23 protein-coding genes and 1 pseudogene are annotated in these 26,255 nt (G+C 73.4%); 12 read left to right on the forward strand and 12 right to left on the reverse strand.

Features of this window, described 5'->3' with window-relative positions; all coding sequences use genetic code 11:
• Nucleotides 1-510: 510 nt before the first annotated feature.
• Complete coding sequence (trpS, locus tag ACFC0G_RS39030; RefSeq protein WP_376413465.1) at nt 511-1,509, forward strand: tryptophan--tRNA ligase; 999 nt, start codon at nt 511-513, stop codon at nt 1,507-1,509.
• On the opposite strand, the gene ACFC0G_RS39035 is transcribed toward trpS, so the two are convergent.
• Nucleotides 1,476-2,519 carry a GlxA family transcriptional regulator gene (locus ACFC0G_RS39035; RefSeq protein WP_376413467.1) on the reverse strand — a complete coding sequence of 348 codons (1,044 nt, stop codon included), beginning with the start codon at nt 2,517-2,519 and terminating at the stop codon, nt 1,476-1,478. The two genes, trpS and ACFC0G_RS39035, sit on opposite strands and share 34 nt — an antisense overlap.
• Nucleotides 2,520-2,564: 45 nt before the next feature.
• Here ACFC0G_RS39035 and ACFC0G_RS39040 point away from each other — a divergent pair, with 45 nt between their 5' ends.
• Nucleotides 2,565-3,164, forward strand: coding sequence for a cysteine hydrolase family protein (locus ACFC0G_RS39040; RefSeq protein WP_376413469.1), 600 nt, complete (start codon nt 2,565-2,567; stop codon nt 3,162-3,164).
• Nucleotides 3,165-3,180: 16 nt separating this feature from the next.
• On the opposite strand, the gene proC is transcribed toward ACFC0G_RS39040, so the two are convergent.
• The 5 genes from proC to ACFC0G_RS39065 all read right to left on the reverse strand — a co-directional run bounded on the left by proC (nt 3,181) and on the right by ACFC0G_RS39065 (nt 6,649).
• The gene (proC, locus tag ACFC0G_RS39045) at nt 3,181-3,990 is read right to left on the reverse strand and encodes a pyrroline-5-carboxylate reductase (protein ID WP_376413471.1); all 810 of its coding nucleotides are present in this window, start codon (nt 3,988-3,990) and stop codon (nt 3,181-3,183) included.
• 85 nt (nt 3,991-4,075) lie between these two features.
• Complete coding sequence (locus ACFC0G_RS39050) at nt 4,076-4,813, reverse strand: ABC transporter permease (protein ID WP_376413472.1); 738 nt, start codon at nt 4,811-4,813, stop codon at nt 4,076-4,078.
• Nucleotides 4,810-5,649, reverse strand: coding sequence for an ABC transporter ATP-binding protein (locus tag ACFC0G_RS39055; protein WP_376413505.1), 840 nt, complete (start codon nt 5,647-5,649; stop codon nt 4,810-4,812). The genes ACFC0G_RS39050 and ACFC0G_RS39055 overlap by 4 nt, the downstream gene beginning before the upstream one ends.
• A 134-nt stretch (nt 5,650-5,783) precedes the next feature.
• A complete protein-coding gene (locus ACFC0G_RS39060; protein ID WP_376413474.1) occupies nt 5,784-6,308 on the reverse strand; it encodes a hypothetical protein in 525 nt (174 codons plus the stop codon).
• Between the two features lie 35 nt (nt 6,309-6,343).
• Nucleotides 6,344-6,649 carry an SH3 domain-containing protein gene (locus ACFC0G_RS39065; RefSeq protein ID WP_376413476.1) on the reverse strand — a complete coding sequence of 102 codons (306 nt, stop codon included), beginning with the start codon at nt 6,647-6,649 and terminating at the stop codon, nt 6,344-6,346.
• Nucleotides 6,650-6,805: 156 nt separating this feature from the next.
• Between ACFC0G_RS39065 and ACFC0G_RS39070 the strand changes: the two genes are divergently transcribed.
• Complete coding sequence (locus ACFC0G_RS39070) at nt 6,806-8,974, forward strand: PQQ-binding-like beta-propeller repeat protein (RefSeq protein WP_376413478.1); 2,169 nt, start codon at nt 6,806-6,808, stop codon at nt 8,972-8,974.
• A 103-nt stretch (nt 8,975-9,077) separates the two neighbouring features.
• Here the strand turns inward: ACFC0G_RS39070 and ilvD are convergent, their stop codons facing one another.
• The 4 genes from ilvD to ACFC0G_RS39090 form a co-directional block, all read right to left on the reverse strand.
• On the reverse strand, nt 9,078-10,931 hold the full coding sequence (gene ilvD / locus ACFC0G_RS39075) for a dihydroxy-acid dehydratase (RefSeq protein WP_376413480.1): 1,854 nt from the start codon (nt 10,929-10,931) through the stop codon (nt 9,078-9,080).
• 137 nt (nt 10,932-11,068) lie between these two features.
• Nucleotides 11,069-11,680 (reverse strand): TetR family transcriptional regulator, encoded by a 612-nt coding sequence (locus tag ACFC0G_RS39080; protein ID WP_376413482.1) that lies wholly within the window; start codon nt 11,678-11,680, stop codon nt 11,069-11,071.
• Nucleotides 11,677-12,513 carry a sugar phosphate isomerase/epimerase family protein gene (locus ACFC0G_RS39085; protein WP_376413484.1) on the reverse strand — a complete coding sequence of 279 codons (837 nt, stop codon included), beginning with the start codon at nt 12,511-12,513 and terminating at the stop codon, nt 11,677-11,679. The genes ACFC0G_RS39080 and ACFC0G_RS39085 overlap by 4 nt, the downstream gene beginning before the upstream one ends.
• Nucleotides 12,514-12,783: 270 nt before the next feature.
• Entirely contained in the window at nt 12,784-13,716 is a 933-nt protein-coding gene (locus ACFC0G_RS39090; protein ID WP_376413485.1) for a Ppx/GppA family phosphatase, read from the reverse strand.
• A gap of 41 nt (nt 13,717-13,757) precedes the next feature.
• Between ACFC0G_RS39090 and ACFC0G_RS39095 the strand changes: the two are divergent.
• Nucleotides 13,758-14,624: pseudogene (locus ACFC0G_RS39095) on the forward strand (hypothetical protein); the annotation flags it as partial.
• Between the two features lie 22 nt (nt 14,625-14,646).
• Here ACFC0G_RS39095 and ACFC0G_RS39100 read toward each other — a convergent pair.
• Nucleotides 14,647-16,503, reverse strand: a complete 1,857-nt coding sequence (locus ACFC0G_RS39100) for a hypothetical protein (protein WP_376413487.1) — start codon at nt 16,501-16,503, stop codon at nt 14,647-14,649.
• Between the two features lie 172 nt (nt 16,504-16,675).
• Between ACFC0G_RS39100 and radA the strand changes: the two genes are divergently transcribed.
• Both radA and disA read left to right on the forward strand, forming a co-directional pair.
• On the forward strand, nt 16,676-18,079 hold the full coding sequence (gene radA, locus ACFC0G_RS39105; RefSeq protein WP_376413489.1) for a DNA repair protein RadA: 1,404 nt from the start codon (nt 16,676-16,678) through the stop codon (nt 18,077-18,079).
• A 355-nt stretch (nt 18,080-18,434) separates the two neighbouring features.
• Nucleotides 18,435-19,559 carry a DNA integrity scanning diadenylate cyclase DisA gene (gene disA, locus ACFC0G_RS39110; protein ID WP_376413491.1) on the forward strand — a complete coding sequence of 375 codons (1,125 nt, stop codon included), beginning with the start codon at nt 18,435-18,437 and terminating at the stop codon, nt 19,557-19,559.
• 121 nt (nt 19,560-19,680) lie between these two features.
• On the opposite strand, the gene ACFC0G_RS39115 is transcribed toward disA, so the two are convergent.
• Nucleotides 19,681-20,559: a hypothetical protein gene (locus ACFC0G_RS39115; protein ID WP_376413493.1), complete on the reverse strand. Its 879-nt coding sequence runs from the start codon at nt 20,557-20,559 to the stop codon at nt 19,681-19,683.
• Between the two features lie 224 nt (nt 20,560-20,783).
• On the opposite strand from ACFC0G_RS39115, the gene ACFC0G_RS39120 reads away from it, so the two are divergent.
• The 6 genes from ACFC0G_RS39120 (at nt 20,784) to cseC (ending at nt 26,116) form a co-directional block, all read left to right on the forward strand.
• The gene (locus ACFC0G_RS39120) at nt 20,784-21,479 is read left to right on the forward strand and encodes a phosphatase PAP2 family protein (protein ID WP_376413495.1); all 696 of its coding nucleotides are present in this window, start codon (nt 20,784-20,786) and stop codon (nt 21,477-21,479) included.
• 32 nt (nt 21,480-21,511) lie between these two features.
• On the forward strand, nt 21,512-22,438 hold the full coding sequence (locus tag ACFC0G_RS39125) for an A/G-specific adenine glycosylase (protein ID WP_376413497.1): 927 nt from the start codon (nt 21,512-21,514) through the stop codon (nt 22,436-22,438).
• 158 nt (nt 22,439-22,596) lie between these two features.
• Entirely contained in the window at nt 22,597-23,169 is a 573-nt protein-coding gene (locus tag ACFC0G_RS39130; RefSeq protein ID WP_376413499.1) for a SigE family RNA polymerase sigma factor, read from the forward strand.
• Nucleotides 23,157-23,963, forward strand: a complete 807-nt coding sequence (locus ACFC0G_RS39135; protein WP_376413501.1) for a hypothetical protein — start codon at nt 23,157-23,159, stop codon at nt 23,961-23,963. Before ACFC0G_RS39130 ends, ACFC0G_RS39135 begins: the two co-directional genes overlap by 13 nt.
• Nucleotides 23,964-24,059: 96 nt before the next feature.
• Complete coding sequence (gene cseB / locus ACFC0G_RS39140; RefSeq protein ID WP_376413503.1) at nt 24,060-24,764, forward strand: two-component system response regulator CseB; 705 nt, start codon at nt 24,060-24,062, stop codon at nt 24,762-24,764.
• A 32-nt stretch (nt 24,765-24,796) separates the two neighbouring features.
• The gene (gene cseC / locus ACFC0G_RS39145) at nt 24,797-26,116 is read left to right on the forward strand and encodes a two-component system sensor histidine kinase CseC (protein ID WP_376413507.1); all 1,320 of its coding nucleotides are present in this window, start codon (nt 24,797-24,799) and stop codon (nt 26,114-26,116) included.
• Nucleotides 26,117-26,255 lie beyond the last annotated feature (139 nt).

Here is a 26,255-nt window from a genome sequence, read left to right on the forward strand (position 1 = left end):
AGGCCCTTCCGGCGTTTCCGACTCTATCAGATCCTTTCGGCGTCTGACCCCCAGTCAGCGGGGTTTGTCTTTCCGGCTGTTGGGCCGTTCCGACGAGTGAGACTTTAGCGAATTCCTGCCTCCGACGCTAATCGGGCGGCTTGCGCTCAGACCTTCGAACGCGGATTCCTCATTTCGCAAAAACACACGAAAATCCAGACGGCACGGCAAAGCGTCGTCAGCTTCTGTAGGTCTTGCGGAATGGCTGTCCGGGGCCGACCGGGGCCGGTGCTCACGTCGGACAACTCGGAGAACACTACGGACCGGGTAATCCCGTGTCAACCCCCGTCCTCGGGCGTAGGCTCTCCGTATGAGTACGCATGCGCACACCACCCAGTGGTGGGCCGCCTGACCGGCGGCCCGCACTCGCGCATGCACCAAGCGGCCGCCGTCTCGGCGGCCGTTCGCGTATCCCCCTCCGGGAGCCGGGCCGTCGGGCCGGCGGCCCGTAGTCGAGGGAGAAGGAACGCCATGACCAGGATCTTCAGCGGGGTCAAGCCCACCGGGCATCTGACGCTGGGCAACTACCTCGGGGCCGTACGGCGGTGGGTCGAGGTCGATCAGCATCGGGCGGAGGCGCTGTTCAGCGTCGTGGATCTGCACGCGCTGACCGTGGAGCACGATCCGGGGCGGGTGCGGCGGCTCAGCCGGCAGGCGGCGACGCTGCTGCTGGCCGCGGGGCTGGACCCGGAGCTCTGCACGCTGTTCGTCCAGAGTCATGTGGACGAACACGCCAGGCTCTCGTATCTGCTGGAGTGCACGGCCACGGACGGCGAGCTGCGGCGGATGATCCAGTACAGGGAGAAGAGCGTGCTGGCGCGGGCCGCCGGGGAGGGTGTGCGGCTGTCGTTGCTGACGTATCCGGTGCTGATGGCGGCGGACATCCTGGCGTACGGGACCGACGAGGTGCCGGTGGGTGAGGACCAGACGCAGCACGTGGAGCTGACCCGGGACCTGGCGGTGCGGTTCAACCAGCGGTACGGGCACACGTTCACCGTGCCGAGGGCGACGCGGCCGCGGGTGGCCGCGCGGGTCATGGATCTCCAGGACCCCACGTCGAAGATGGGGAAGTCGCACGCGAACGGGGCCGGGATCGTCTATCTGCTGGACGACGCGGAGACCGTGCGGCGGAAGATCATGCGGGCCGTGACCGACAGCGGGCGGGACGTGGAGTACGACCGGGACGTCAAGCCGGGGATCGCAAATCTGCTCGATCTGATGGCGGCCGCGACGGATGGGAACCCCGAGGAGCTGGCCGGTGTATATCCATCGTACGGAGCGTTGAAGAAGGACACGGCGGACGCCGTCGTCGAGTTGCTGAGGCCCCTGCGGGAGCGTCATGCCGAGCTCGCGGCGGATCCGGGCCATGTGGATCAGGTGCTACGGGACGGGGCCGAGCGGGCCCGGGGGATGGCGCGGCCGTTGGTGGACAGGGCCTATCGCGCGATCGGGTTGTTGCCCGCGGGGTGACGGAAGGCGCTGCGGTAGTCGCGTGGGCTGGTGGCGAGGTGCGAGGCGAAGTGCTGGCGCATCGTGACCTCGCTGCCGAAGCCCGCGCGGCGGGCCACCTCGGGGAGGGGGTGGTCGGTGCGTTCGAGGAGTTTCTGAGCGGCGGCGACGCGCTGGGCGATGAGCCAGTGCAGGGGCGTGGTTCCGGTGGTGGCCTGGAAGTGGCGGGCGAAGGAGCGGGGGGACATGGCGGCGTGGGCCGCGAGGCTCGCGACGGTGTGGGGCTCGTCGAGGTGGGCGAGGGCGTGGGCGCGGACGGCGGCGAGGGTGTCGGCGTCGCGGTCGGCGCGTGGGGTGGGGTGCTCGATGAACTGGGCCTGGGTGCCCGTGCGGAAGGGGGCGGTGACCATGGAGCGGGCGACGGTGGCGGCGGCTTCGGCTCCGTGGGCGGTGCGGACGAGGTGGAGGCAGAGGTCGATGCCGGCGGCGGTGCCGGCCGAGGTCCAGATGCCCGAGTCCTCGACGAAGAGGGCGTCGGGTTCGACCTGGATCGCGGGGTGGCGGGCGGCGAGGGTCCGGGCCAGGTGCCAGTGGGTGACGGCGCGGCGGCCGTCGAGGAGTCCGGCGCGGGCGAGGACGAAGGCGCCCGCGCAGAGCGAGGCGACGGGGATGCCGGCGGTGTGGGCGCGGCGGAGGGCGTCGAGGACGGGGGCCGGGAGGTCGGCGTCGGGGTCCTCGATGCCGGGGACGAGGACCAGGTCCGTGGTGGTGAGCTCGTCGAGCCAGGCGAGGGGGCGGTCGGGGGTGAGGGTGAGTCCGCCGCGGAGGGGGACGGGGGTGTGCGGGTCGGTGGCGACCCTGCGGAGTTCGAAGGGCGGGACGCCGCGGAGGGTGCGGTCGCTGCCCCAGACCTCGCTGATGACGGAGACGTCGAACGCTCGGATGCCGGGGAAGGAGAGGAGGGCGATGCGCTGGGGGCGGGGTGCGGGGGTCGGCTCCACGGGTGGCAGTAAACCATCGATCGCCGGCATTCATCCCTCTGGGAGCGAGTGCTGTGCGGCGGCAGGATCGTCGGTATGGAGATCGCGGAGAACGCAGCGCTGGTGGTCGTCGACGTGCAGAAGGGCTTCGAGGAGGAGTTCTGGGGGAAGCGGAACAACCCGGCCGCGGAGGAGAACATCGCGGCGCTGATCGACCTGTGGCAGGAGACGGGGCGGCCGGTCGCCTTCGTGCGGCACGACTCCCTGGGCTCGGGTTCACCGCTGCGGAAGGGGTACGTGGGGAACGACTTCAAGGACTTCGTCGAGGCGCGGCGGGGAAAGGGTGCGGGCCCCGAGCTGTTGGTGACGAAGTCCGTGAACTCGGCCTTCTACGGTGAGCCGTCGCTGGACGGGTGGCTGGCCGGGCTGGGCGTCGCGCAGATCGTGATCGTCGGGATCCAGACGAACATGTGCAACGAGACGACGGCCCGGATGGGCGGGAACCTCGGGTACGAGGTGGTGTTCCCGCTGGACGCGATGCACACGTTCGACCTGGAGGGGCCGTTCGGCTGGTCGCGGACGGCCGACGAGCTCGCGCAGGCCACGGCGGTCTCGCTGCACGGGGGAGGGTTCGCGAAGGTCGTGACGGCGCGGGACGTGGTGGAGGGGGCTTCGGCTTCCGCCGGGGTGCGGTGACCCCGGCGGGCGGGCGTCAGCTGTTGCCGGAGGCGAGTTCGCGGCTGCGGTCGCGGGCGGCTTCGAGGGCGGCGATGAGGGCGGCCCGTACGCCGTGGTTCTCCAGCTCGCGGATGGCGCTGATGGTGGTGCCGGCCGGGGAGGTGACGGCCTCGCGGAGCTTGACCGGGTGCTCGCCGCTGTCGCGGAGCATCACGGCGGCGCCGATCGCGGCCTGGACGATGAGGTCGTGGGCCTGGGCGCGGGGCAGGCCGAGGAGGATGCCGGCGTCGGTCATGGCCTCGACGAGGAAGTAGAAGTACGCCGGGCCGGAGCCGGAGAGGGCGGTGGCCGCGTCCTGCTGGGACTCGGGGACGCGGAGGGTCTTGCCGACGCCGCCGAAGATCTCCTCGGTGTGGACGAGGTGCGCGGGGGTGGCGTGGCTGCCGCCGGAGATGACGGACATGCCTTCGTCGACGAGGACGGGGGTGTTGGGCATGACGCGGACGACGGGAGTGCCGGTGGTGAGGCGGTCCTCGATGAACGAGGTGGGGATGCCGGCGGCGGCGCTGATGACGAGGCGGTCGGCGGCGACGTGGGGGGCGAGCTCGTCGAGGAGACGGCCCATGTCCTGGGGTTTGACGGCCAGGATGAGGGTGTCGGCGCGCTTGGCGGCCTCGGCGTTGGTGACGGCCTCGACGCCGTAGCGAGCGTGGAGTTCCTCGGCTCGTTCGCTGCGGCGGGCGGTGACGAGGAGGTTCGCGGGGCGCCAGCCGGCACGGATCATGCCGCTGAGGAGCGCTTCACCGATCTTGCCGGTGCCGAGGACTGCGACGGTCTGGGTCATGGCTCTGTTCACCTCGCCGGAGGGGGGTACGTGTCGTCATCCTTTCACCGGCGGGCGGGGCGGTGCGCGGGTGTCCGAGGGGCGGTCATGCCGTGCGGCGGCGGAGGGTGGCGGCGCCGAGGCCGAGGACGAGGACCGCGCAGCCTGCGACGACGAGGGCGTCGCGGACGAAGTCGCCGGTGATCTCGGGGTGGCGGAGGACCTGGTTCATGCCGTCGACGGCGTACGACATGGGCAGGACGTCGGAGATCGCTTCGAGGGCGGGGGCCATCCGGTCGCGCGGGGTGAAGAGGCCGCAGAGCAGGAGCTGGGGGAAGATCACGGCCGGCATGAACTGGACGGCCTGGAACTCCGAGGCGGCGAAGGCGGAGACGAAGAGGCCGAGGGCGGTGCCGAGGAGGGCGTCGAGGAGGGCGACCAGGAGGAGGAGCCAGGGGGAGCCGACGACGTCGAGGCCGAGGAACCAGACGGCGAGGCCGGTGGCCAGGGTGGACTGGAGGACGGCGAGGAGGCCGAAGGCGAGGGCGTATCCGGCGATGAGGTCGGCCTTGCCGAGGGGCATGGCGAGGAGGCGTTCCAGGGTGCCGGAGGTGCGTTCCCTGAGGGTGGCGATGGAGGTCACCAGGAACATCGTGATGAGCGGGAAGATGCCGAGGAGGGAAGCGCCGATGTTGTCGAAGGTGCCGGGGCTTCCGTCGAACACGTAGCGGAGCAGGAAGAGCATCAGGCAGGGGACGAGGAGCATCAGCGCGATCGAGCGGGGGTCGTGGCGCAGCTGACGCAGGACGCGGGCGGCGGTGGCGAGGGTGCGGGCGCCGTTCATGAGCGGGGCTCCTCGTGGGCGGGTGCTGGTCCGGGGTGGCCGGCTCGGGCGGCGGCCGCGTCGACGAGGTGGAGGAAGGCCTGCTCGACGGTGGCGGTGTCGTTGCGGCGGCGGAGGGCTTCGGGGGTGTCCTCGGCGAGGATCTCGCCCTCGCGCATGAGGAGGAGGCGGTGGCAGCGTTCGGCCTCGTCCATGACGTGGGAGGAGACGAGGAGCGTCGTCCCGCGGTCGGCGGCGATCTGATGGAAGAGGTTCCACAGGTCGCGGCGGAGGACGGGGTCGAGGCCGACGGTGGGTTCGTCGAGGACGAGGAGCTCGGGGGTGCCGAGGAGGGCGACGGCGAGGGAGACCCTGCTGCGCTGGCCTCCGGAGAGCCTGCCTGCGAGGGCGTCTGCGTGCGAGGTGAGGTCGACGTCGGTGATGGCCCGGTCGACGGCTGTGCGGCGGTCGTGGCGGAGGGCGCGGCCGGGGAAGAGGACGGCGGCGAAGTAGTCGAGGTTCTGGCGGACGGTGAGGTCGTCGTAGACCGAGGGGTCCTGGGTGACGTAGCCGATGCGGGAGCGGAGGGCGGGGTCGCCCGCGGGGCGTCCGAGGACCTGGAGGGTGCCGCCGACCTTGGCCTGGGTGCCGACGATCGCGCGCATGAGGGTGGTCTTGCCGCAGCCGGAGGGGCCGAGGAGGCCGGTGATGCGGCCGGACGGGACGGTGAAGTCGAGGCCTCGGAGGACGGTGCGTTCGCCGCGGACGGCGGTGAGGGAGTGCGCGGTGATGGCGGCGGTGGCGTCGGGTGCCCGGGCCGGTTCCGTCGAGCCTGTCGCGCCCGTCGGGGAATTCATCATGTGATGAATAGTGCTCCTGGGGGTGCCGGCCGTCAAGCATCCGGGCGCGGGTGACGGGGGCGGGGCGGGGTGGGGGCGAGGCGGTGGTGGGGGTGGGGGTGAGGGTGGAGGCGTGGGTGCTTGCGCCGGGGTTACTTGCGCTTGGGCTTCTTGCGGGCGGCCGGGTTGCCCGTGCGGGTGCCGCGGCGCTTCTCGTACTGGGCGCGGGACGTCTCGTACTCCGCGCGGCGCAGCTTCTCGCCGGGCGCCTCGGTGAAGCAGCGGAAGAAGTAGGCGAGCAGCGAGCCGATGAAGCCGATCGCCTTCAGGCTGCGCAGGGACTCCTCGCGGCCGGGGTCGGCGGGCCGCCGGAGGAAGTTTTCCCAGGTCTTGCGGAAGGCGATGGCGCTGCAGACCGCGAACATGACGACGACCAGCATGTTCACGAAGCCGCCGATGTCCGCGATCTCCAGGCCCTCGTAGGCGAAGCGCAGCACGAAGCAGGCCGCGACGGCGGCGGCCAGCGAGCCGGCGGCCACGCCGACGCGGCGCAGCGCGTAGTGGCCGGTGTGGTCGACCCAGGTCGTACCGAAGAAACGGATCTCCTCGGGCTGCGGGCCGCCTGCCGTCGTGCTGGGGGTCTGCTCCGGGCCGGGGGTCTGCTCGTCGTCGCTCACGAGGTCGATTATCCCCGGAGCGGAGGAGGAGGGCCTCAGGCGCAGCGCGGTGCGACGTAGCCGTCGCTCCCCGTCTTCACGTAGGCGTCGGAGATGTACTCGCCCGGGGCGATGTTGTCCCAGAGGTTGGTGGTGCCGTACGGGCCGTTGACCCATTCGCCGGGCTTCTGGCAGTGGATCGGCACCGTGGAGCCGGCGGCCAGCGACCGGACGATCGGGTACTGGGTGCTCGGGCCCGAGCGCACGTTGACGCGGTAGCCCGGGGCGAGCGCGTAGCGCTTCACCGCGCTCGTCGCCGTCGCCGTCAGGTCCGCGGTGACCTGCTTGTCGTCGGTTCCCATCGTGTCCTCCCCCTGTGGCGCAAAAGCGCTACGCCGAGTTTCACTCTCTGCGACGCGCAGGCTAGCAAGCCCCTCCGACATCGCGGGCACCATGGACTAGGCTCCGTCGGGTCGCGCACGCGCGTGATGTGACGGGGAATCACACGGGGGTGGGCGATGCCACCGTTGCGCAGTACCGGTGCCGACCGGGATGCGGAGGGGCCCGAGTACGCGGGCGACTACCGTCTCCAGGCGTGTCTGGGGTCCGGCGGCATGGGAGTCGTCCACCTCGCCGCCTCGGCCTCCGGCCTGCGGCTCGCGGTCAAGGTCGTGCACGCTCGGTATGCGGAGGACCCCGAGTTCAGGGCCCGTTTCCGCCAGGAGGTCGCGGCCGCCCGGCGGGTGAGCGGGGCCTTCACGGCGCCGGTCGTCGACGCCGACCCCGATGCCGTACGCCCCTGGATGGCCACGCTCTACGTGCCCGGGCCGACCCTCGCCGACCAGGTGAAGCGGAACGGCCCCCTGTCCCCCGCCGAACTGCGCCGGCTCACCGCCGGGCTCGCGGAGGCGCTGCGCGACATCCACCGCGCCGGGGTCGTCCACCGGGACCTCAAGCCCAGCAACGTCCTGCTCACCGACACCGGCCCCAAGGTCATCGACTTCGGCATCTCCCGGCCCGTCGACAGCGACCTGCACACCGAGACCGGCAAGCTCATCGGGTCGCCGCCCTTCATGGCGCCGGAGCAGTTCCAGCGGCCGCGCGAGGTCGGGCCCGCCGCGGACGTCTTCGCGCTGGGCTCGGTCCTCGTGCACGCGGCGACCGGACACGGCCCGTTCGACTCCGACAGCCCGTACATCGTGGCGTACCAGGTCGTCCACGACGAGCCGGATCTGTCGGGCGTGCCGGAGGAGCTGGCGCCGCTCGTCGCGCGCTGCCTCGCCAAGGACCCCGCCGGGCGGCCGACGCCCGCCGAGATCATGTCGGGGCTGCTGCCGCCCTCGTACGAGGCGGAGGCGTTCATACCGGCGCAGCGGCGGCGCCCCACGCTGCCGGAGGGCGGCGAGCCCGGTGTCTCCCCCGCCTGGGACGCGGACACGCCGGTACGGACGACCACCGTGGCACCCCCGCGCCGGCGACGTCCGCGGATCCGGCCGCGGCTGACCGCCGCCGTCGTCGCCGTGCTCGCGCTGACCGGCGCGGGGCTTTACGGGGCGCTGAGCACGCCCGCCGACGGCGGGCCCGAGACGCCCGCCCGCCCGGACGAGGTGGCCACGGCCTTCGCGGGCTGGCGGACATCGCTCCAGGAGCGGGGCCCGACGGCCGCCCCCGCCTGCGCGCACGGCGGCGGCGCGCTGTACTGCGTGGCCCGGGGCGTCGGCATCGCCCGGCTCGACCCCGTCACGGGCCGGGTCCTCTGGTCGCGGACCACGCCCATCGACTCGGAGACCCCGACCGCCCCCGTCCTCCTGGCCGACGGGCTCGTCGGCGCCGCCGCGCCCACGGGCCCGCTGCGGGCGTACGCGGCCGGCGGCGGCGCGCCCGGCTGGAGCGTCGCCGAGACCGAGGGCGCCCCCGAGCTGTACCGGGCGGCCGGCAGCGCCGTCGTCCTGTCCGACGGACGGGGCGGGTTCCGGGCCCTCGACAGCCACAGCGGGAAAGAGCTCTGGCGGCACGGCCTGACCGGTTTCGGGGTCCCGCAGCTCGGCGCGTACGACGCCTCTTCCGGGCTGCTGTCGGTCGCCGAGACCTCGGCCGACGGGACAAGCACGCGGGTCGGCACGGTCCGCCCCCGGACCGGCGAGGTGGTCTGGCAGCGGAAGCTGGACGGCGATCTCGCCCCGCTGGGCCGCACCGGCGACGGAGCGCTCCTCCTCGCCGACCACTACCAGGACCCGCTGATCGACGGCCTGGTCCTGCTGGGCCCCGACGGCTCGGCGGACTCCGTACGGCGGCTGGCCCTGCCGCACCGGATCGACGTCAGGGGCGTCGCCGTGCGCGGCTCGGTCGTCCACATCCTCGACGCGAACGGGCACCTCACCGCCTTCGACACCGCCCCGCCGAAGGGGCAGGTGCTGTGGGAGCTGGAGACGGGCGCCGGAAACGTCTCCGTACCGGTCCTCGGGGGCGACGACCGCCTCTACTTCTCCGTCCAGGACGGGCGGCTGCTCGCCGTCAACACCAAGCGCGGGGCGCTCATCGGCCAGACCCGGCCGCGGCTGCGGAACGGGCGGCTCGGCTACGCGCCCCTGGTTCCGGAGCCGCTGGTGGCCGGGGACCGGGTGTTCGGGACGGCGCCCGACGGCTCCGTCTTCGCGGTCGACGCGCGCGAGCCCGAGTCCTGGTGAGGCGATAGCCGGGCGCGCGTCCTGGTGAGCCGGTAGGACCCGTACGCACGACGGCGGGGAGTGGGTGTCGTACCCGCTCCCCGCCGTCGTTCGTCTCCCGGGCTCAGCCCAGCTTCGACACGTCCCGGACCGCGCCCTTGTCCGCGCTCGTCGCCATCGCCGCGTACGCCCGCAGCGCCGCCGACACCTTGCGCTCGCGGTTCTTCGGCGCGTACACGCCGTTCAGCGCCTCGCGGCGGGCCGCGAGGGTGGCCTCGTCGACGAGGAGCTCGATCGTGCGGTTCGGGATGTCGATACGGATCCGGTCGCCGTCCTCGACGAGGGCGATCGTGCCGCCCGAGGCCGCCTCCGGGGAGGCGTGGCCGATGGACAGGCCCGACGTACCGCCGGAGAAGCGGCCGTCCGTCACCAGCGCGCAGGTCTTGCCCAGGCCCCGGCCCTTGAGGAAGGAAGTCGGGTAGAGCATCTCCTGCATGCCCGGGCCGCCGCGCGGGCCCTCGTAACGGATGACGACCACGTCTCCGTCGGTGACCTGCTTGTTGAGGATCTTCTCGACGGCCTCGTCCTGCGACTCGCAGACGACGGCCGGGCCCTCGAAGGTCCAGATCGACTCGTCGACGCCGGCCGTCTTCACGACGCAGCCGTCCACGGCCAGGTTGCCGCGCAGGACCGCGAGGCCGCCGTCCTTCGAGTACGCGTGGGCCGCGTCGCGGATGCAGCCGCCGGCCGCGTCCACGTCCAGCGCCTCCCAGCGCTCGGACTGCGAGAAGGCGGTCGCGGAGCGGACGCAGCCGGGGGCCGCGTGGAACAGCTCGACGGCCTCCTCCGACGGGGAGCCGCCGCGGACGTCCCAGGCGTCCAGCCACTCCTTGATGGAGCGGGAGTGGACCGAGTGGACGTCCTCGTTGAGGAGGCCCGCGCGGTAGAGCTCGCCGAGGATGGCCGGGATGCCGCCCGCCCGGTGCACGTCCTCCATGTAGTACGTGCGGTCCTTGGCGACGTTCGGCGCGACCTTGGCCAGGCAGGGCACCCGGCGCGAGACCTCGTCCATGTCGGACAGGCCGTAGTCGAGCTCGGCCTCCTGCGCGGCGGCCAGCAGGTGCAGGATCGTGTTGGTCGAGCCGCCCATGGCGATGTCGAGCGCCATGGCGTTCTCGAAGGCGGCGCGGGTCGCGACCGCGCGCGGCAGGACGGAGGCGTCGTCCTCGTCGTAGTACCGGCGGGTGATGTCGACGACCGTGCGCGCAGCGTTCTCGTACAGCGCCTTGCGGCCGGTGTGGGTGGCGAGCAGCGAGCCGTTGCCGGGGAGGGAGAGGCCGATGGCCTCGGTCAGGCAGTTCATCGAGTTGGCGGTGAACATGCCGGAACAGGACCCGCAGGTCGGACAGGCGTTCTCCTCGATCCGGAGCATGTCCTCGTCCGAGATCTTCGGGTTCACCGCGTCGGACATCGCGTCGACCAGGTCGAGCGTGCGGACGGTGCCGTCGACCAGGACCGCGCGGCCGGACTCCATCGGGCCGCCGGAGACGAAGACCGTCGGGATGTTGAGGCGCAGGGCGGCCATCAGCATGCCGGGGGTGATCTTGTCGCAGTTGGAGATGCAGATCAGGGCGTCGGCGCAGTGCGCCTCGACCATGTACTCCACGCTGTCCGCGATCAGGTCGCGGGACGGGAGGCTGTAGAGCATGCCGCCGTGGCCCATCGCGATGCCGTCGTCGACGGCGATCGTGTTGAACTCGCGGGCGATGCCGCCGGCGGCCGTGATGGCCTCGGAGACGATCCGACCGACCGGCTGGAGGTGGGTGTGGCCGGGGACGAACTCCGTGAAGGAGTTGGCGACGGCAATGATGGGCTTCCGGCCGATGTCCGCGCCGGGTACACCGGAGGCGCGCATAAGGGCGCGTGCGCCCGCCATGTTGCGGCCGTGGGTGACTGTGCGGGACCTCAGCTCGGGCATCGTCGCTCGCTCCTCGTGATGGGTGTGCTTGCCTTCGAGCGTACGCTGACGCTCCAAGATCTGGACAGCCTGTCCGTATGGCGGACGGCGTGTTCAGCTTTCGGTCAGGTTCCGGCGGTTGCCGTCGGGTGACGCTCTCAGCTCTCGGTCAGGTACCGCTGGAGCGTCGGGGCCACCTGGGCCACGATCTCCTCCGGGTCGGCCGAGGCCAGCGGCTCGACCTCGATCACGTACCGCAGGATCACGATCCCGATCATGTGGGAGGCGGCCAGCTCCGCCCGGAAGCTCGGGTCCGGTACGTCGAGTTCGGCCGCGATCCGCTCCAGGAGGCGGCGGAGCACGAAGGTCCGCAGCACCTTCGCCGCGGCCTCGTGGGTCAGCGCGGAGCGGACGATCGCGAGGAGCGGGGCGCGGCTGACCGGGTTCTCCCAGACGCCGATGAAGAAGCGGGCGAGCCGTTCGCCGATGGCCTCGCGCGGGCCTCCCAGGATCGCCGGGACGACGAGCGCCGGCTCGAAGGAGACCTCGATCGCGGCGGCGAAGACCTCGTCCTTCGTACCGAAGTAGTGGTGCACGAGCGCCGGGTCCACACCGGCGGCCTTGGCGATGCCGCGGACCGAGGCCTTGTCGTACCCGCGCTCGGCGAACTGCGTACGGGCCGCCTCCAGGATGCGCTCGCGCGCGCCCGGTCCGCTGTCCTCCCCGGTACGGGACGGGCGGCCGCGCCGGCGCGGGGCCGGTTCGGTCATGGGCGCGGGACCCGGGTGGGGCGGCCCGCGGCGGACGCGAGGTGGAGGCGGGTGAAGGCCAGGGCCTCGGCGAGGTCGGCCTCGCGTTCGGCGGCTGACATCGCGCGGCGGGTGTTGACCTCGATGACGACGTGGCCGTCGAAGCCGGTGAGCGCGAGCCGCTCCAGGAGTTCGGCGCAGGGCTGCGTGCCCCGGCCCGGGACCAGGTGCTCGTCCTTGGCGGAGCCCTTGCCGTCGGCGAGGTGGACGTGGCCGAGGCGGTCGCCCATGCGGTCGATCATCGCGAGGGCGTCGGTGCGGGCGGTCGCGGTGTGCGAGAGGTCGACGGTGAAGTGCCGGTAGTCGTCCTTCGTGACGTCCCACTCGGGGGCGTACGCGAGCACCTCGCGGTCCTTGTACCGCCACGGGTACATGTTCTCGACGGCGAACCGGACGTCCGTCTCGTCCGCCATCCGCCAGATGCCGGTGACGAAGTCCTTCGCGTACTGCCGCTGCCAGCGGAACGGCGGGTGCACGACGACCGCCGACGCGCCGAGCTTCTCGGCCGCCGCCCGCGCGCGCTGGAGCTTGACCCACGGGTCGGTGGACCAGACGCGCTGGGTGATGAGGAGGCAGGGGGCGTGGACGGCCAGGATCGGGACCCGGTGGTAGTCGGAGAGGCGGCGCAGCGCCTCTATGTCCTGGCTGACCGGGTCGGTCCACACCATGACCTCGACGCCGTCGTACCCGAGGCGCGCGGCGATCTCGAAGGCCGTCGCCGTCGACTCCGGATAGACCGAGGCCGTCGACAGGGCGACCTTCGCATCCGGGATGCGCACCACTGGTTCTGCCACCCCGACAGGGTACGGGGCGGGCCGGGGGCCCGGGAGGTGGTTCCGGTCACGCCGGTGCGGGGGCGGGTGGGCGCGGGGGCCCGGCCGGGGGGAGTGGGGTGCCCGGCGGGGGGCGGGGGGGGGAACTGGGGTGCTCGCGCGGCGGAGGGAGTGGGGTGCTCGGCGGCGGAGGGAGTGGGGGCCCGGCGGCAGGGGGAATGGGGGCCCGGCGGCGAGGGGAGTGGGGACACGCGCGCGCCGCTTCCGGCCCCCCTCCGCTCCTCCCCCGGGCTACTCCTCCGGCAGGTGGTCCAGGCGGCGCAGGATCACGCCCTCGCGGAGCGCCCACGGGCAGATCTCCAGCTCCTCCACCCCGAGCAGGTCCATCGCGCCCTCCGCGACGAGCGCGCCCGCGAGGAGCTGCGGGGCGCGGCCCTCCGAGACGCCCGGCAGCGCCGCGCGCTCGGGCACGGTCATCGCCGCGAGGCGCGGGACCCACTCCTCCAGGGACTTGCGGGACAGCACGCGCTGGACGTAGAGGCCGTCCCCCGAGCCGGGCGCGCCGGCGATCCTGGCGAGCTGCCTGAAGGTCTTGGAGGTGGCCACGACGTGGTCGGGGCGGCCGAAGCGGCTGAACTCTCCGACCGTACGGGCGATCTGGGCACGGAGGTGCCGGCGCAGCGCCTTCACGTCGGCGGTGTCGGCCGGGTCGCCGGGCAGCCAGCCCGAGGTGAGCCGGCCCGCGCCGAGCGGCAGGGAGACCGCCGTGTCCGGGTCCTCGTCGATGCCGTACGCGACTTCGAGGGAGCCGCCGCCGATGTCGAGGAGGAGCAGCTTGCCGGCGGACCAGCCGAACCAGCGGCGGGCGGCGAGGAAGGTGAGCCGGGCCTCCTCCTCGCCGGTGAGGACCTGAAGGTCGACCCCGGTCTCGTCCTTGACCCGGGCGAGGACGGCGTCGGCGTTGGTGGCCTCGCGCACTGCCGAGGTCGCGAAGGGCAACACCTCCTCGCACCCCTTGTCCTCGGCCGCCAGGAGCGCGTCCCGGACGGTCGCGATGAGCCGCTCGACGCCGTCGGGCGCGATCGCGCCCCGCTCGTCGAGAAGCTCGGCGAGCCGCAGCTCCGCCTTGTGGGAGTGGGCGGGCAGGGGGCGGGCGCCGGGGTGGGCGTCCACCACCAGCAGGTGCACTGTGTTCGAACCGACGTCGAGGACTCCGAGTCTCATGGGCGGAACGCTACTGGTCCGGCCCGCATACGCTTGGCGTTGTGCCAAAGACGAAGCAGGCGAAGCCGGGCAAGGACAGCAGCGGTGGGACCGGTGTGAAGGCCGGTAAGGCCGGTAAAGCGGAGAAGGCCGTGAAGAGCGCCAAGAAGCAGGGCAAGGGCGTGGAGCCGGACGAGAAGGGGCTGGACTTCGCACGGGCGTGGGTCGAGTTTCCCGACCCGGCCGACGAGGAGCAGGTGTTCCGCTGCGACCTGACCTGGCTGACCTCGCGCTGGACGTGCGTCTTCGGCAGTGGCTGCCAGGGCATTCAGGCGGGCCGGGCCGACGACGGCTGCTGCACGCTGGGCGCGCACTTCTCCGATGAGGACGACGAGAAGCGGGTCGCGTCGCACGTGGCCCGGCTCACGCCGGAGCTGTGGCAGTTCCACGACGTCGGTACGGACTCGGGCTGGGTGCAGCTCGACGAGGACGGCGACCGGCAGACCCGCCGCTGGGAGGGGTCCTGCATCTTCCAGAACCGTCCCGGTTTCGCGGGCGGCGCGGGCTGCTCGCTGCACATCCTGGCCCTCAAGGAGGGCAAGGAGCCGCTGGAGACCAAGCCGGACGTGTGCTGGCAGCTGCCGGTGCGCCGGACGTACGACTGGATCGAGCGGCCCGACGACACCAAGGTCCTCCAGGTGTCGATCGGCGAGTACGACCGCCGGGGCTGGGGTCCGGGCGGCCACGACCTGCACTGGTGGTGCACCTCGGCCACCTCGGCGCACGGCGCCGGGGAGCCCGTCTACGTCACGTACCGGCCGGAGCTCACGGAGATGATGGGCCAGGAGGCGTACGAGGTCCTGGTCGGGCTGTGCGAGGCCCGGCTGGCCTCGCAGCTGCCGCTGGTGGCCCCGCACCCGGCCGACCCGGTCTTTTGGCCGCCCCGGTCTCTCAGGGGCCGGACGGCGGCGGGTCGTCCGTCGTCGGCGGGGGTGTCCCCGGGTCCGTCGTGCCCGGGTCCGTCGTCGGCGGGGGTGTCGTCGGGTCGGTCGTCGGCGGGGTCGTCGGGTCCGTCGTCGGTGGCGGTGTGGTCGGCTCCGTCGTCGGCGGGGGTGTCGTCGGGTCCGTCGTCGGCGGGCTCGTCGGTGGTGTCGTGGGGGGCGTGGTCCCCGGGTCGGTCGTCGTCGGCGGGGGTGTGGTCGGATCCGTCGTCGGCGGGCTCGTCGGGGGCGTGGTCGGGTCGGTCGTCGTCGGGGGCGGCGTGCCCGGGTGCGTGGCCGACGGCGGGTTCGTCGGCCCCTGTCCGTCGATCCTGACCACCGCGCCCGAGGGGTTCACGCCGACGCGGGCGCTCCACGCGCCCGCGGGCTCGCGCCCGTGGTCGACGCGGACGACGATCGTGACCGTCTCCCCCGGGCGGAGCGTGCCGGAGGCCCGGCTCACGTACAGCCAGGGGGCGTCCGTCCACAGGGACCAGGCCACGGGCGAGCCGCCGTCGGCGGTGAGCGTGAGCATCGTGAGGTCGCCGGAGCCGCGCGCGCCGACCGTGAGCCAGCCGGGGGCGGGCTCGCCGGGCCGTGAGGGTCCCGAGGAACCCGTGGGGCCGCCGGGGCTGACGACCTCGACCGAGACGTCGGGGGAGCGGCTGCCGCGGGTGAAGCGGGGCTCGGGGGTGGTCCGGGCGTTGCCCGCGTTCTCGTAGCGGTCGTACGGGCGGCCGTCCGGGTCCACCGGCTCGTCCGCCTCGCGCGCGCTGATCCTGGTCCCGTCCCGGGTGCCCTCGTCGGCGACAGGGGTGCCGCGGTACGAGGTCCACAGGGCGAGGACCGGGGCGGCCACGACGGCCGCGACGACGGTGGTCGTCACCGCGCGGGCCCGCAGCCGGTCGCGGCGGGCCGTGTGGTCCTTCGGGTCCATGGGGAAACCGGTCGGCGAGAAGCGCGGGGCGCCGGCACGCGCGCGGGGGACGTGCAGCATCGCCATGTACGCGGCGGCCCGGGGCGCCTCGACGAGCGGCAGCCGGTCCGGCGGGAGGGCCGCGGCGCCGGGCCAGGGCCCGGTGGCGCCCACCCGCTCGGCGGCCCTGCGGCAGCGGGGGCAGTCGTCGACGTGCCGGACGAGTTCGGCGCGGAGGGCGGCGGAGAGGAGCACCCGGTGGTCGCCGGTGAGCCGGGCGACGGTGGGGCAGCTGCCGGTCTCGACGACGGCGAGGGCGGCGCGGGTCCGCTCCACCTCGCAGGCGGCCGTGGCGAGGAGCTCGCGGGCGGCGAGCGGGTCGAGGGAGAGCACGGCGGCGACCTGGCGGTGGCTCAGGCCGTGCCGGACGGCGAGCTCCAGGGCCTCGCGCTGCTCGGGGGTGGTGCCGGCGGCCTCGGGCCAGGCGAGCCGGGCCAGTTCGGCGCGGCGGCGCTCGGCGGTCTCCTCGGAGACCGGGGGCGGCTCGGGCGCGGTGACGGCGGGGCGGCCGGTGTGGGCGCCCTGGCGCTTGCGGCGCTGCTCGCCGAGGCTGCGCAGGCAGGCCCAGCGGGCGAGCGCGTACAGCCAGGCCGTACGGCCCTCCTCGTCGGAGGGGCAGCGGCCGTGGTGGCGCTCGGCGACGGCGAGGACGTCGCCGAGGACGGCGGTGGCCGTGTCGTGCTCGCAGAGCACGGAGAGGCAGTACGTGTAGAGGCCGTCGAGGGCGGCCTCGTAGCGGGCGGGGGGCCGCCGGCCGAGCGTGCGCGGTCCCTGTTCCGCTTCCGCGGCGCCGTGGTGCGCCCGGTGTGCGCCGGTGGTGCGTGTGGGGGAATCCAGCCTGCTGCTCGTCACGGGGCGACGGTAGGCAGGGCAAGGGGGACTCTTCGTACCGGTTGAACAGTTCTCATTCTTACGGGTGAAGCTATCGCTCGAAAGGGGACAGGAACCTCACATTCCGTCACTCGATCGAGGACGGGCTCGGGCCGGGCCGTCGCTGTCAGTGGGGGCCGCTACGGTGTGGACCATGGCTGCCCGTACGAAAACCGCCAAGGACCGGCCGTCCTACCGCTGCACCGAGTGCGGCTGGCAGACGGCCAAGTGGCTCGGCCGCTGCCCCGAGTGCCAGGCCTGGGGGACGGTCGAGGAATACGGCGCGCCCGCCGTCCGGACGACCGCGGCCGGCCGGGTCTCCACCGCCGCCGTGCCCATCGGACAGGTCGACGGCCGGCAGGCGACCGCCCGCTCGACCGGCGTCGACGAGCTGGACCGGGTCCTCGGCGGAGGCCTGGTGCCCGGCGCCGTCGTGCTGCTCGCCGGCGAGCCCGGCGTCGGCAAGTCCACGCTCCTGCTCGACGTGGCGGCCAAGGCGGCGAGCGACGAGCACCGCACGCTGTACGTCACGGGCGAGGAGTCCGCGAGCCAGGTCCGGCTGCGCGCCGACCGGATCAACGCGCTCAGCGACCACCTCTATCTCGCGGCCGAGACCGATCTGTCGGCCGTCCTCGGCCACCTCGACGCCGTGAAGCCCTCGCTGCTGATCATGGACTCGGTGCAGACGGTCGCCTCCCCCGAGATCGACGGCGCGCCCGGCGGCATGGCACAGGTCCGCGAGGTCGCCGGAGCCCTCATCCGGGCCTCCAAGGAGCGGGGCATGTCCACGCTCCTCGTCGGCCACGTCACCAAGGACGGCGCCATCGCGGGGCCCCGGCTCCTGGAGCACCTGGTCGACGTCGTCCTGAGCTTCGAGGGCGACCGGCACGCGCGCCTGCGCCTCGTCCGGGGCGTGAAGAACCGGTACGGGGCGACCGACGAGGTCGGCTGCTTCGAGCTGCACGACGAGGGCATCACGGGCCTGGCCGATCCGTCCGGGCTCTTCCTGACCCGGCGTGACGTGGCCGTGCCGGGCACCTGTCTGACGGTCACCCTGGAGGGCCGCCGGCCGCTCGTCGCCGAGGTCCAGTCGCTGACCGTGGACTCCCAGATCCCCTCCCCGCGCCGGACCGTCTCCGGTCTGGAGACCTCCCGGGTCTCGATGATGCTGGCGGTCCTGGAGCAGCGGGGCCGGATCAGCGCGCTGGGCAAGCGGGACATCTACAGCGCGACCGTGGGCGGCGTGAAGCTCTCCGAGCCCGCCGCCGACCTGGCGATCGCGCTGGCCCTCGCCTCCGCGGCGAGCGACACCCCGCTGCCGAAGAACCTGGTCGCGATCGGTGAGGTCGGGCTCGCGGGCGAGGTCCGCCGGGTGACGGGCGTCCAGCGCCGGCTGGCCGAGGCGCACCGGCTGGGCTTCACGCACGCGCTGGTCCCGCCGGACCCGGGCAAGGTCCCGGCCGGCATGAAGGTGACGGAGGTCGCGGACATGGGCGACGCCCTGCTCGTCCTGCCGCGCGGCCGCCGCGCACCGCGCTCCAAGAGCGCGGAGGAGTAAGCCTGGGGACTGCCGGAGTGGGGGACTCGCGGCGCCGGAGTGGGGGACTCGCGGCGCCGGAGTGGGGGACTCGCGGCGTCGGAGCTGGGGAACCCACGGCACCGGAGCGCGGGACTCACGGCGCCGGAGCGGGGGGATTCGCGGCGTCGGAGTCGGGGTCAGGAGACGGCTGAGGTGTGGCCCGGGGGCTTCCCGAGGGGTAGACGAGGGAGCCTGAGGGGTAGGCGAGGGGGCACGACAGGGTCTCTTCGGGATCTTCCGCCGCACCCTTGACCGGCGCGCGGCGGAGGGTGGCGGGGTGGTGTCGCTAGACTTTGCCCTGGTCTCGCCCATCCGTACGAGCCGGAGGAGTGCAGTGGCAGCGAAGGACGGGGCAACAGCTCCCGGGAAGTCCGGCGCGGGCTCCGGCAATGAAGCGCTGATGCGTGCCGCCCTGAGCGCGGTCGCCCCGGGCACCGCGCTGCGCGACGGCCTGGAGCGGATCCTCCGGGGAAACACGGGCGGGCTCATCGTGCTCGGCCTGGACAAGACGGTCGACTCGATGTGCACCGGCGGCTTCGTGCTGGACGTCGAGTTCGCCGCGACGCGCCTGCGCGAGCTGTGCAAGCTCGACGGTGCGCTCGTCCTCGACAAGGACATCACCAAGATCCACCGCGCCGGCGTGCAGCTGGTCCCGGACGCCTCCATCCCCACCGAGGAGACCGGCACCCGCCACCGCACCGCGGACCGGGTCTCCAAGCAGTGCAACTTCCCGGTCGTCTCCGTCTCGCAGTCGATGCGGCTGATCGCGCTGTACGTGAACGGTGAGCGCCGGGTCCTGGAGGAGTCGGGCACGATCCTGTCCCGCGCCAACCAGGCACTCGCGACGCTGGAGCGGTACAAGCTCCGGCTCGACGAGGTGGCCGGCACGCTCTCCGCGCTGGAGATCGAGGACCTGGTCACGGTCCGGGACGTCACCGCCGTCGCCCAGCGACTGGAGATGGTGCGCCGGATCGCCACCGAGATCGCCGAGTACGTGGTCGAGCTCGGCACCGACGGACGGCTCCTGTCGCTCCAGCTCGACGAGCTGATCGCGGGTGTGGAGCCGGAGCGCGAGCTGGTGGTCCGGGACTACGTGCCCGAGCCGACGGCCAAGCGCTCGCGGACGGTCGCCGAAGCGCTCACCGAGCTGGACGCGCTCACCCACACCGAGCTGCTCGAACTTCCCGTCGTGGCGAGGGCCCTGGGCTACAGCGGTTCGCCCGAGACCCTCGACTCGGCCGTCTCGCCGCGCGGCTACCGGCTCCTCGCGAAGGTGCCGCGGCTGCCGGGCGCGATCATCGAGCGGCTCGTGGAGCACTTCGGCGGGCTGCAGAAGCTCCTCGCGGCGAGTGTCGACGACCTCCAGACCGTCGACGGCGTCGGCGAGGCCCGCGCCCGCAGCGTCCGCGAGGGCCTCTCGCGGCTGGCGGAGTCCTCGATCCTGGAGCGGTACGTCTAGGGCCTGTCCGGCCTTGATCCGCCGTACAGGCCCTGGGGCTCCGGGGCCTGTACGGGGAGCGGCGGCCGTCTGAATCCCGCGGGCCCGTTCCCGTGCCGTACGGCACGGGAACGGGCCCGGCTCAGTCCTTGGCCAGGGTGAACGAGGCCGGGGGCACCTTCGCGCCCGCCATCGTCGCCTCCACCAGGTAGGTCCCGGGGCCGGCCTGGCCCGCCGGGGCGGTGGCGCATCGCGGTGCGCTGCGCCCGCGGTCCCACTCCACGGTGTGGGTGACCGTGGCCCCCGCGGGGACGCTCAGGAGGAGCGGGTTGCCGGGGCGCGGGCAGTCGTCGGAGGCCCAGACCGCGTCGGCCTGCTTGTCACTGATCGTCAGGACCGCGCTGCGCGGGCCGAAGTCGGCCTTGCAGGCGGCCTTCGAGGTGTTCTTGGCGACCAGGTGGAAGCGGGGCTTCTCGCCGGCCTCGTAGGAGAGCTTGGCGCTGCGCAGCGTCAACTGGAGCGCTCCGGAGGGGCAGTTCGGGAGCGGAGAGTCGGCCGGAACCTGCTGCCCCGCGCCGGTGCCCGCGCCGCCGTCGCCGCCCGCGCCGTCGGTGTCGCCGTTCTTCCCGGTGCCGCCGGAGCCCGAGTCCGTACCGCCGTCGGCGCCCGAACCGGAGCCCGAGCCCGTGTCCGTACCGGAGCCGGCCGAGCCGCCGCCGTCACCACCGTCGCCGCCGCTGCCGCCGTCGCCCGACGTCTCGCCGGATTCGCCCGACTCGTCGCGGCCGCCGGGCTGTTGGCTGATCGCCGGGCCGGTGCCGGAGGGGCCGGGAGTGATCGAAGGGGGTGTGGGCGACGAGCCGTTGGCGGCGTCGTTCGCCTTCTTCCCGCCGCCGTCACCCGAGCTGACGGCCCAGACGGCGAGCAGCGCGAGAACCGCCACCAGGCACAGCGCCACCGCCCTCCGTCGCCAGTAGATGGTGGAGGGAAGCGGCCCGACCGGATTGCGCAAAGATCCCACGACCCGAACCTTACGAGAGATCCGGCTCAACTCCCGCCCCACCCGCCGCCCGAGGCGGCAAGTTTTGCCGATGATCACATCCGTCCGCGCCGGGAACTTTTCCGGAACAGGCCTGAAGCGGCGGGGAATCAGCGGGTTCCGGCGGGCCCCCCACTTTCGTCGGGGGTCGCTCTGGCCGTTGGCCCGGGGCGGCGGGCTCCTAATTCCGGTTAGCGTCGTCCACCATGGACTCCCTCCTCGACCTCTCCGATCGGCTCTACCTCGACGTCGCCGACTTCGCCCACTCCACCCCGCACTGGTTCCAGTGGCTCGCGGAGGTGTGGACCGAGGCAGGACTGCTGCTCTTCGGCGTGCTGTTCCTGGCCGGCTGGTGGCGCTCCCGTGACGGATCGAGCCGGATGATGGCGCTCGCGCTGCTCGCCCCGCTCGCCACCGCCTTCGGTTACGTGGTGAGCGAGGCGCTGAAGTCGCTGGTCGACGAGGAACGGCCGTGCCGCGCGGTCGTCGGGGCGCCCGCCGCGCTCGTGGAGTGCCCGCCGTACGGCGACTGGTCCTTCCCGAGCAACCACTCGGCCATCGCGGGCGCCGCCGCCATCGCGCTCGCCCTGTCCTGGCGCGGGATCGTCTGGCTGACCGTGCCCATGGCGCTGCTCATGGCGTTCTCCCGGGTCTTCGTCGGCGTGCACTACCCGCACGACGTGACCGTCGGCCTGCTGCTCGGTGCCCTCGTCGCCTTCGTCGTCATGCGGGCGGCGGAGCGGCCGGTGCGGTCCCTGGTGGAGACGGCGAGGTCGAGCCGGAGCTCGGCCGTCGTGTGGTGCGCGGGGCGCGGGCCCCGGGCGCACGCCGCGGCGCACTCCGCCGCGCACGCCTCCGTACACGCCGACCGGTCCGAGCGCGCGCGCCACGGCGCGCGCTGATCCCGCCGCGGACGTGCCAGGATCGGGGTGCCATGACTTCCATCGACACTCCCCCCGGTCCCCCGGCCCCCGTAGCTCCCTCCCTTCCCCCGGAGCTGCACGGGCCCGTCCTCGCCTGGTTCGACCGGCACGCCCGTGACCTGCCCTGGCGCCGTCCCGAAGCCGGAGCCTGGGGGGTGATGGTCAGCGAGTTCATGCTCCAGCAGACCCCCGTCGTCCGGGTCCTTCCGGTGTACGAGCAGTGGCTCGCGCGCTGGCCGCGCCCGGCCGACCTGGCCGCTGAGGCCCCCGGCGAGGCGGTGCGCGCCTGGGGCAGGCTCGGCTATCCGCGCCGGGCGCTGCGCCTGCACGCGGCGGCCACGGCCATAACGGAACGGCATCGCGGCGACGTCCCCCGCGACCACGGCCAGCTGCTCTCGCTGCCCGGGATCGGCGAGTACACGGCGGCCGCGGTGGCCTCCTTCGCCTACGGGCAGCGGCACGCGGTCCTGGACACCAATGTGCGCCGGGTCTTCGCGCGGGCGGCGACCGGCGTCCAGTACCCGCCGAACGCGACCACGGCCGCCGAGCGCCGGCTCGCCCGGGCGCTGCTCCCGGAGGACGAGGCGACGGCCTCCCGCTGGGCCGCGGCCTCGATGGAGCTGGGCGCGCTCGTGTGCACGGCGCGCAACGAGGACTGCGGGAGCTGCCCGATCGCCGAGCGCTGCGCGTGGCAGCTGGCGGGGAAGCCGGCGCACGACGGCCCGCCGCGGCGGGGCCAGACGTACGCGGGCACGGACCGGCAGGTGCGGGGCCGGCTCCTCGCGGTGCTGCGCGAGTCGACGGATCCGGTCGAGCAGGCCGCTCTGGACGCGGTCTGGGACGAGCCGATGCAGCGGACCAGGGCCCTGGACGGCCTGGTCGCGGACGGTCTCGTCGAGCCTCTGGAGGGCGGGCGCTACCGCCTGCCGCTCTCCTGACGCGGCCGCCGCGAAACCTTCTCCGTTCCCGCTGTTACACAACCGATGGGTAGCCGTGCGTCCACCGACGGCTGCCCCGCACAGCCCCGTGACAACTCCTCCGTAGCGTCGTCCACGACACGAGGAAATGGCTGGTCACGGGGATGGAGGCGGTTCGGATGAGGCACGGAGAGGTGCTCGACTTCGAGGAGTACGTACGCACGCGGCAGGACGCGCTGCTGCGCAGTGCCCGTCGTCTCGTCCCCGACCCGGTCGACGCCCAGGACCTCCTCCAGACCGCGCTGGCCCGGACGTACGGCCGCTGGGACGGCATCGCCGACAAGTCCCTCGCCGACGCCTACCTGCGCCGGGTCATGATCAACACCCGTACCGAGTGGTGGCGCTCCCGCAAGCTCGAAGAGGTGCCCACCGAGCAGCTGCCCGACGCGAGCGTCGACGACCCGACCGAGCAGCACGCCGACCGGGCCCTCCTCATGGACATCCTGAAGGTCCTCGCGCCGAAGCAGCGCAGCGTCGTCGTCCTCCGTCACTGGGAGCAGATGAGCACCGAGGAGACGGCGGCGGCGCTCGGGATGTCGACGGGTACGGTGAAGTCGACGCTCCACCGCGCGCTGGCCCGGCTCCGCCAGGAGCTGGAGAGCCGCGACCTCGACGCCCGCGCCCTGGGGCGGACGGGAGAGCGGGCGGACGTACGAGGTGACGAAGGGGGGCGGGGGCGGTGCGCGGCCTAGACGCCGATTCCGACGACGGCAGAGAAGCCGACGGCAGAGAAACCGACGGCAGAAGAGCCGACGGTAGAGAAACCGACGGCGGAGAACCCGGCGGCAGAGGCAGCGGCGGCGACCGGGACGGCACCGGGCGGCGCCGCCCTCGCCGTACGGTCAAGGCGGCGAGCGTCACGGCGGTGGCCGGGCTCGTCGCCGTCGGGCTGTCCGTGGCCGCCTGCTCCACCGGCGGCACGGGCTCCCGCGACGAGGGCGCGGCCCGCGTCGACGAGACCGCGGCGGCGGCGCCCAGCCCCTCCTCCCCCGCCGCGCCCAGCGGTCCGCAGTCCGCCGAGCGCGTGGATCCGATCGCGCTGCTCAAGGCCGACCCGAAGATCGGCGAGCGGCTCAAGGACGATCTGAAGCCCTGCGTCGCGGACGCGTACCCGGTGGACGCCTCCTACGGCAATCTCACCGGCAGTGCCGCTCCCGATGTCGTCGTCAATGTGATGACCTGCGGTGATGCCGTCGGCATCGGCACGTACGTCTACCGGAAGCAGAGCGACCGGTACGTGAACGTGTTCATGGCGGAGGACGCGGCGGTCTACGCCACGATCGACCGGGGCGACCTGATCGTCACCAAGCAGGTGTACGCGAAGGGCGACCCGGTCGCGTATCCCTCGGGCGAGGACGTGATCACGTACCGCTGGGCGGGGAACCGGTTCACCCAGCACGACTGGGTGCACAACGACTACAGCCGCGCCGTCGGGGACGGCGAGGCGGCCGTGGAGCCGGCGCCGAGCGAACCCGCCTCGAACTGAGTCCCGCCTCCACCACAGCAGCACCACAGCAGCACCACACGGCACCACCGCAGCACCGCAGCACCGCAGCAGCACAGAACCCGAAGGGCACGCACGATGGCCGAAACCCATGTCCTGTTCGTCGAGGACGACGACGTGATCCGTGAGGCCACCCAGCTCGCCCTGGAGCGGGACGGCTTCCGGGTCACGGCGATGCCCGACGGGCTCTCCGGCCTGGACGCCTTCCGGGCGCAGCGGCCGGACATCGCCCTCCTCGACGTGATGCTGCCGGGCATGGACGGCGTCAGCCTCTGCCGCCGCATCCGCGACGAGTCGACCGTGCCGGTGATCATGCTGTCGGCGCGCGCCGACTCGATCGACGTCGTCCTCGGCCTGGAGGCCGGGGCCGACGACTACGTCACGAAGCCCTTCGACGGCTCCGTCCTCATGGCCCGCATCCGGGCCGTCCTGCGGCGCTTCGGCCACGCGGGCGGGCCGGGCGCCGGCGAGCGCGGGGACGAGTCGGCGGACGGCGGCGGGCTGCTCGCCTTCGGCGACCTGGAGGTCGACACGGACGGCATGGAGGTCCGCAAGGACGGGGCGCCCGTGGCGCTGACCCCGACCGAGATGCGGCTGCTCCTGGAGTTCTCGTCCGCGCCGGGCACCGTACTGTCCCGGGACAAGCTCCTGGAGCGGGTCTGGGACTACGGCTGGGGCGGCGACACCCGGGTCGTGGACGTCCACGTCCAGCGGCTGCGCGCCAAGATCGGCCAGGACCGGATCGAGACGGTCCGGGGCTTCGGCTACAAGCTCAAGGGTTAGGGGACGGTCTCCTTCCGATGTCCTTCCGACCCGTGAAGCCGCGCGCGCTCCGTACCGGGGTCCGCTGGAAGATCGCCGTCGCCATCGCGGCGGTCGGCGCGCTCATCGCGGTCACGCTGAGCGTGGTCGTGCACAACGCCGCCCGCATCTCGATGCTCGACAACGCGCGCGAGGTGCAGATGGAGCGGCTGCTCTTCGCCCAGCGGATGTACGAGACGTCGAAGCCGAAGGAGCCCCGCTTCGGCACGAAGATCAACGACCCGGCGCTGCCGCCCCAGCTCGACCATCTGATGCAGGACCGGCGGCGCGGCACCTTCGTGCAGGAGCACCGGCACGGCGGGCCGCCCGACGTGTGGGCCGCGGTGCCGCTCGCCAACGGCGACGTGCTGTCGCTGCACATCCCCTTCGCCGACCGCAGCGCGGCGATCATGACCGATCTGGACCGGGCGCTCGTCATCGGCTCGGTCTCGGTGGTGTTCGGCGGCTGCGCGCTCGGCGTGCTCATCGGCGGCCAGCTCTCGCGGCGGCTGCGGAAGGCCGCCGCCGCGGCCGGGCGGGTCGCCCAGGGCAATACGGACGTCCGCGTACGGGACGCGATCGGCGGGGTCGTCCGGGACGAGACCGACGAGCTGGCCCGGGCGGTCGACGCCCTGACCGACGCCCTGAACGAGCGGATCGAGGCCGAGCGGCGGGTCACCGCCGACATCGCGCACGAGCTGCGCACCCCCGTGACCGGGCTGCTCACGGCGGCCGAGCTGCTGCCGCCGGGGCGTCCGACCGAGCTCGTACGGGACCGGGCGCAGGCCATGCGGACGCTGGTCGAGGACGTCCTGGAGGTGGCCCGGCTCGACAGCGCGTCGGAGCGGGCCGAGCTCCAGGAGATCGCGCTCGGCGAGTTCGTGGAGCGGCGGGTGCGGTCGCTCGATCCGGAGGTGGTCGTCCGGGTCGTCCACGAGTCCTGGGTGAACACCGACCCGCGCCGCCTGGAGCGCATCCTGGGCAACCTCCTGGCGAACGCCGCCAAGCACGGCAAGCCGCCGGTGGAGGTCACCGTCGAGGGCCGGGTCGTACGGGTCCGCGACCACGGTCCGGGCTTCCCCGAAGCGCTCCTCAAGGAGGGCCCGAGCCGCTTCCGTACGGGGACGAGCGACCGCGCGGGCCAGGGCCACGGTCTGGGGCTGACGATCGCGGCGGGCCAGGCGCGGGTGCTCGGCGCCCGGCTGACCTTCCGGAACGTGGCCTCGGCGACGGGGCCCGAGGGGGTCGGCGGCGCGATCGCGGTGCTGTGGCTGCCGGACCACGCGCCGACGAACACGGGCAGCTTCCCGATGCTGGGGCAGTTGCCGGACTGACGCGGTCCGTGGAACGGACACGGCGGTGGGGGGGGGGGGCGGGGGGGGGGGCCCCCCCCCCCCCCCGCCCCCGGCGAGCGGGGGGCGGCGCACGGGGGGTGGGGCGCCGCGGGGGCGGGGCGGGCGCGAGGCGGAGGGC

It is taken from the genome of Streptomyces sp. NPDC056169 (genome assembly GCF_042268445.1).
Classification (GTDB): domain Bacteria; phylum Actinomycetota; class Actinomycetes; order Streptomycetales; family Streptomycetaceae; genus Streptomyces.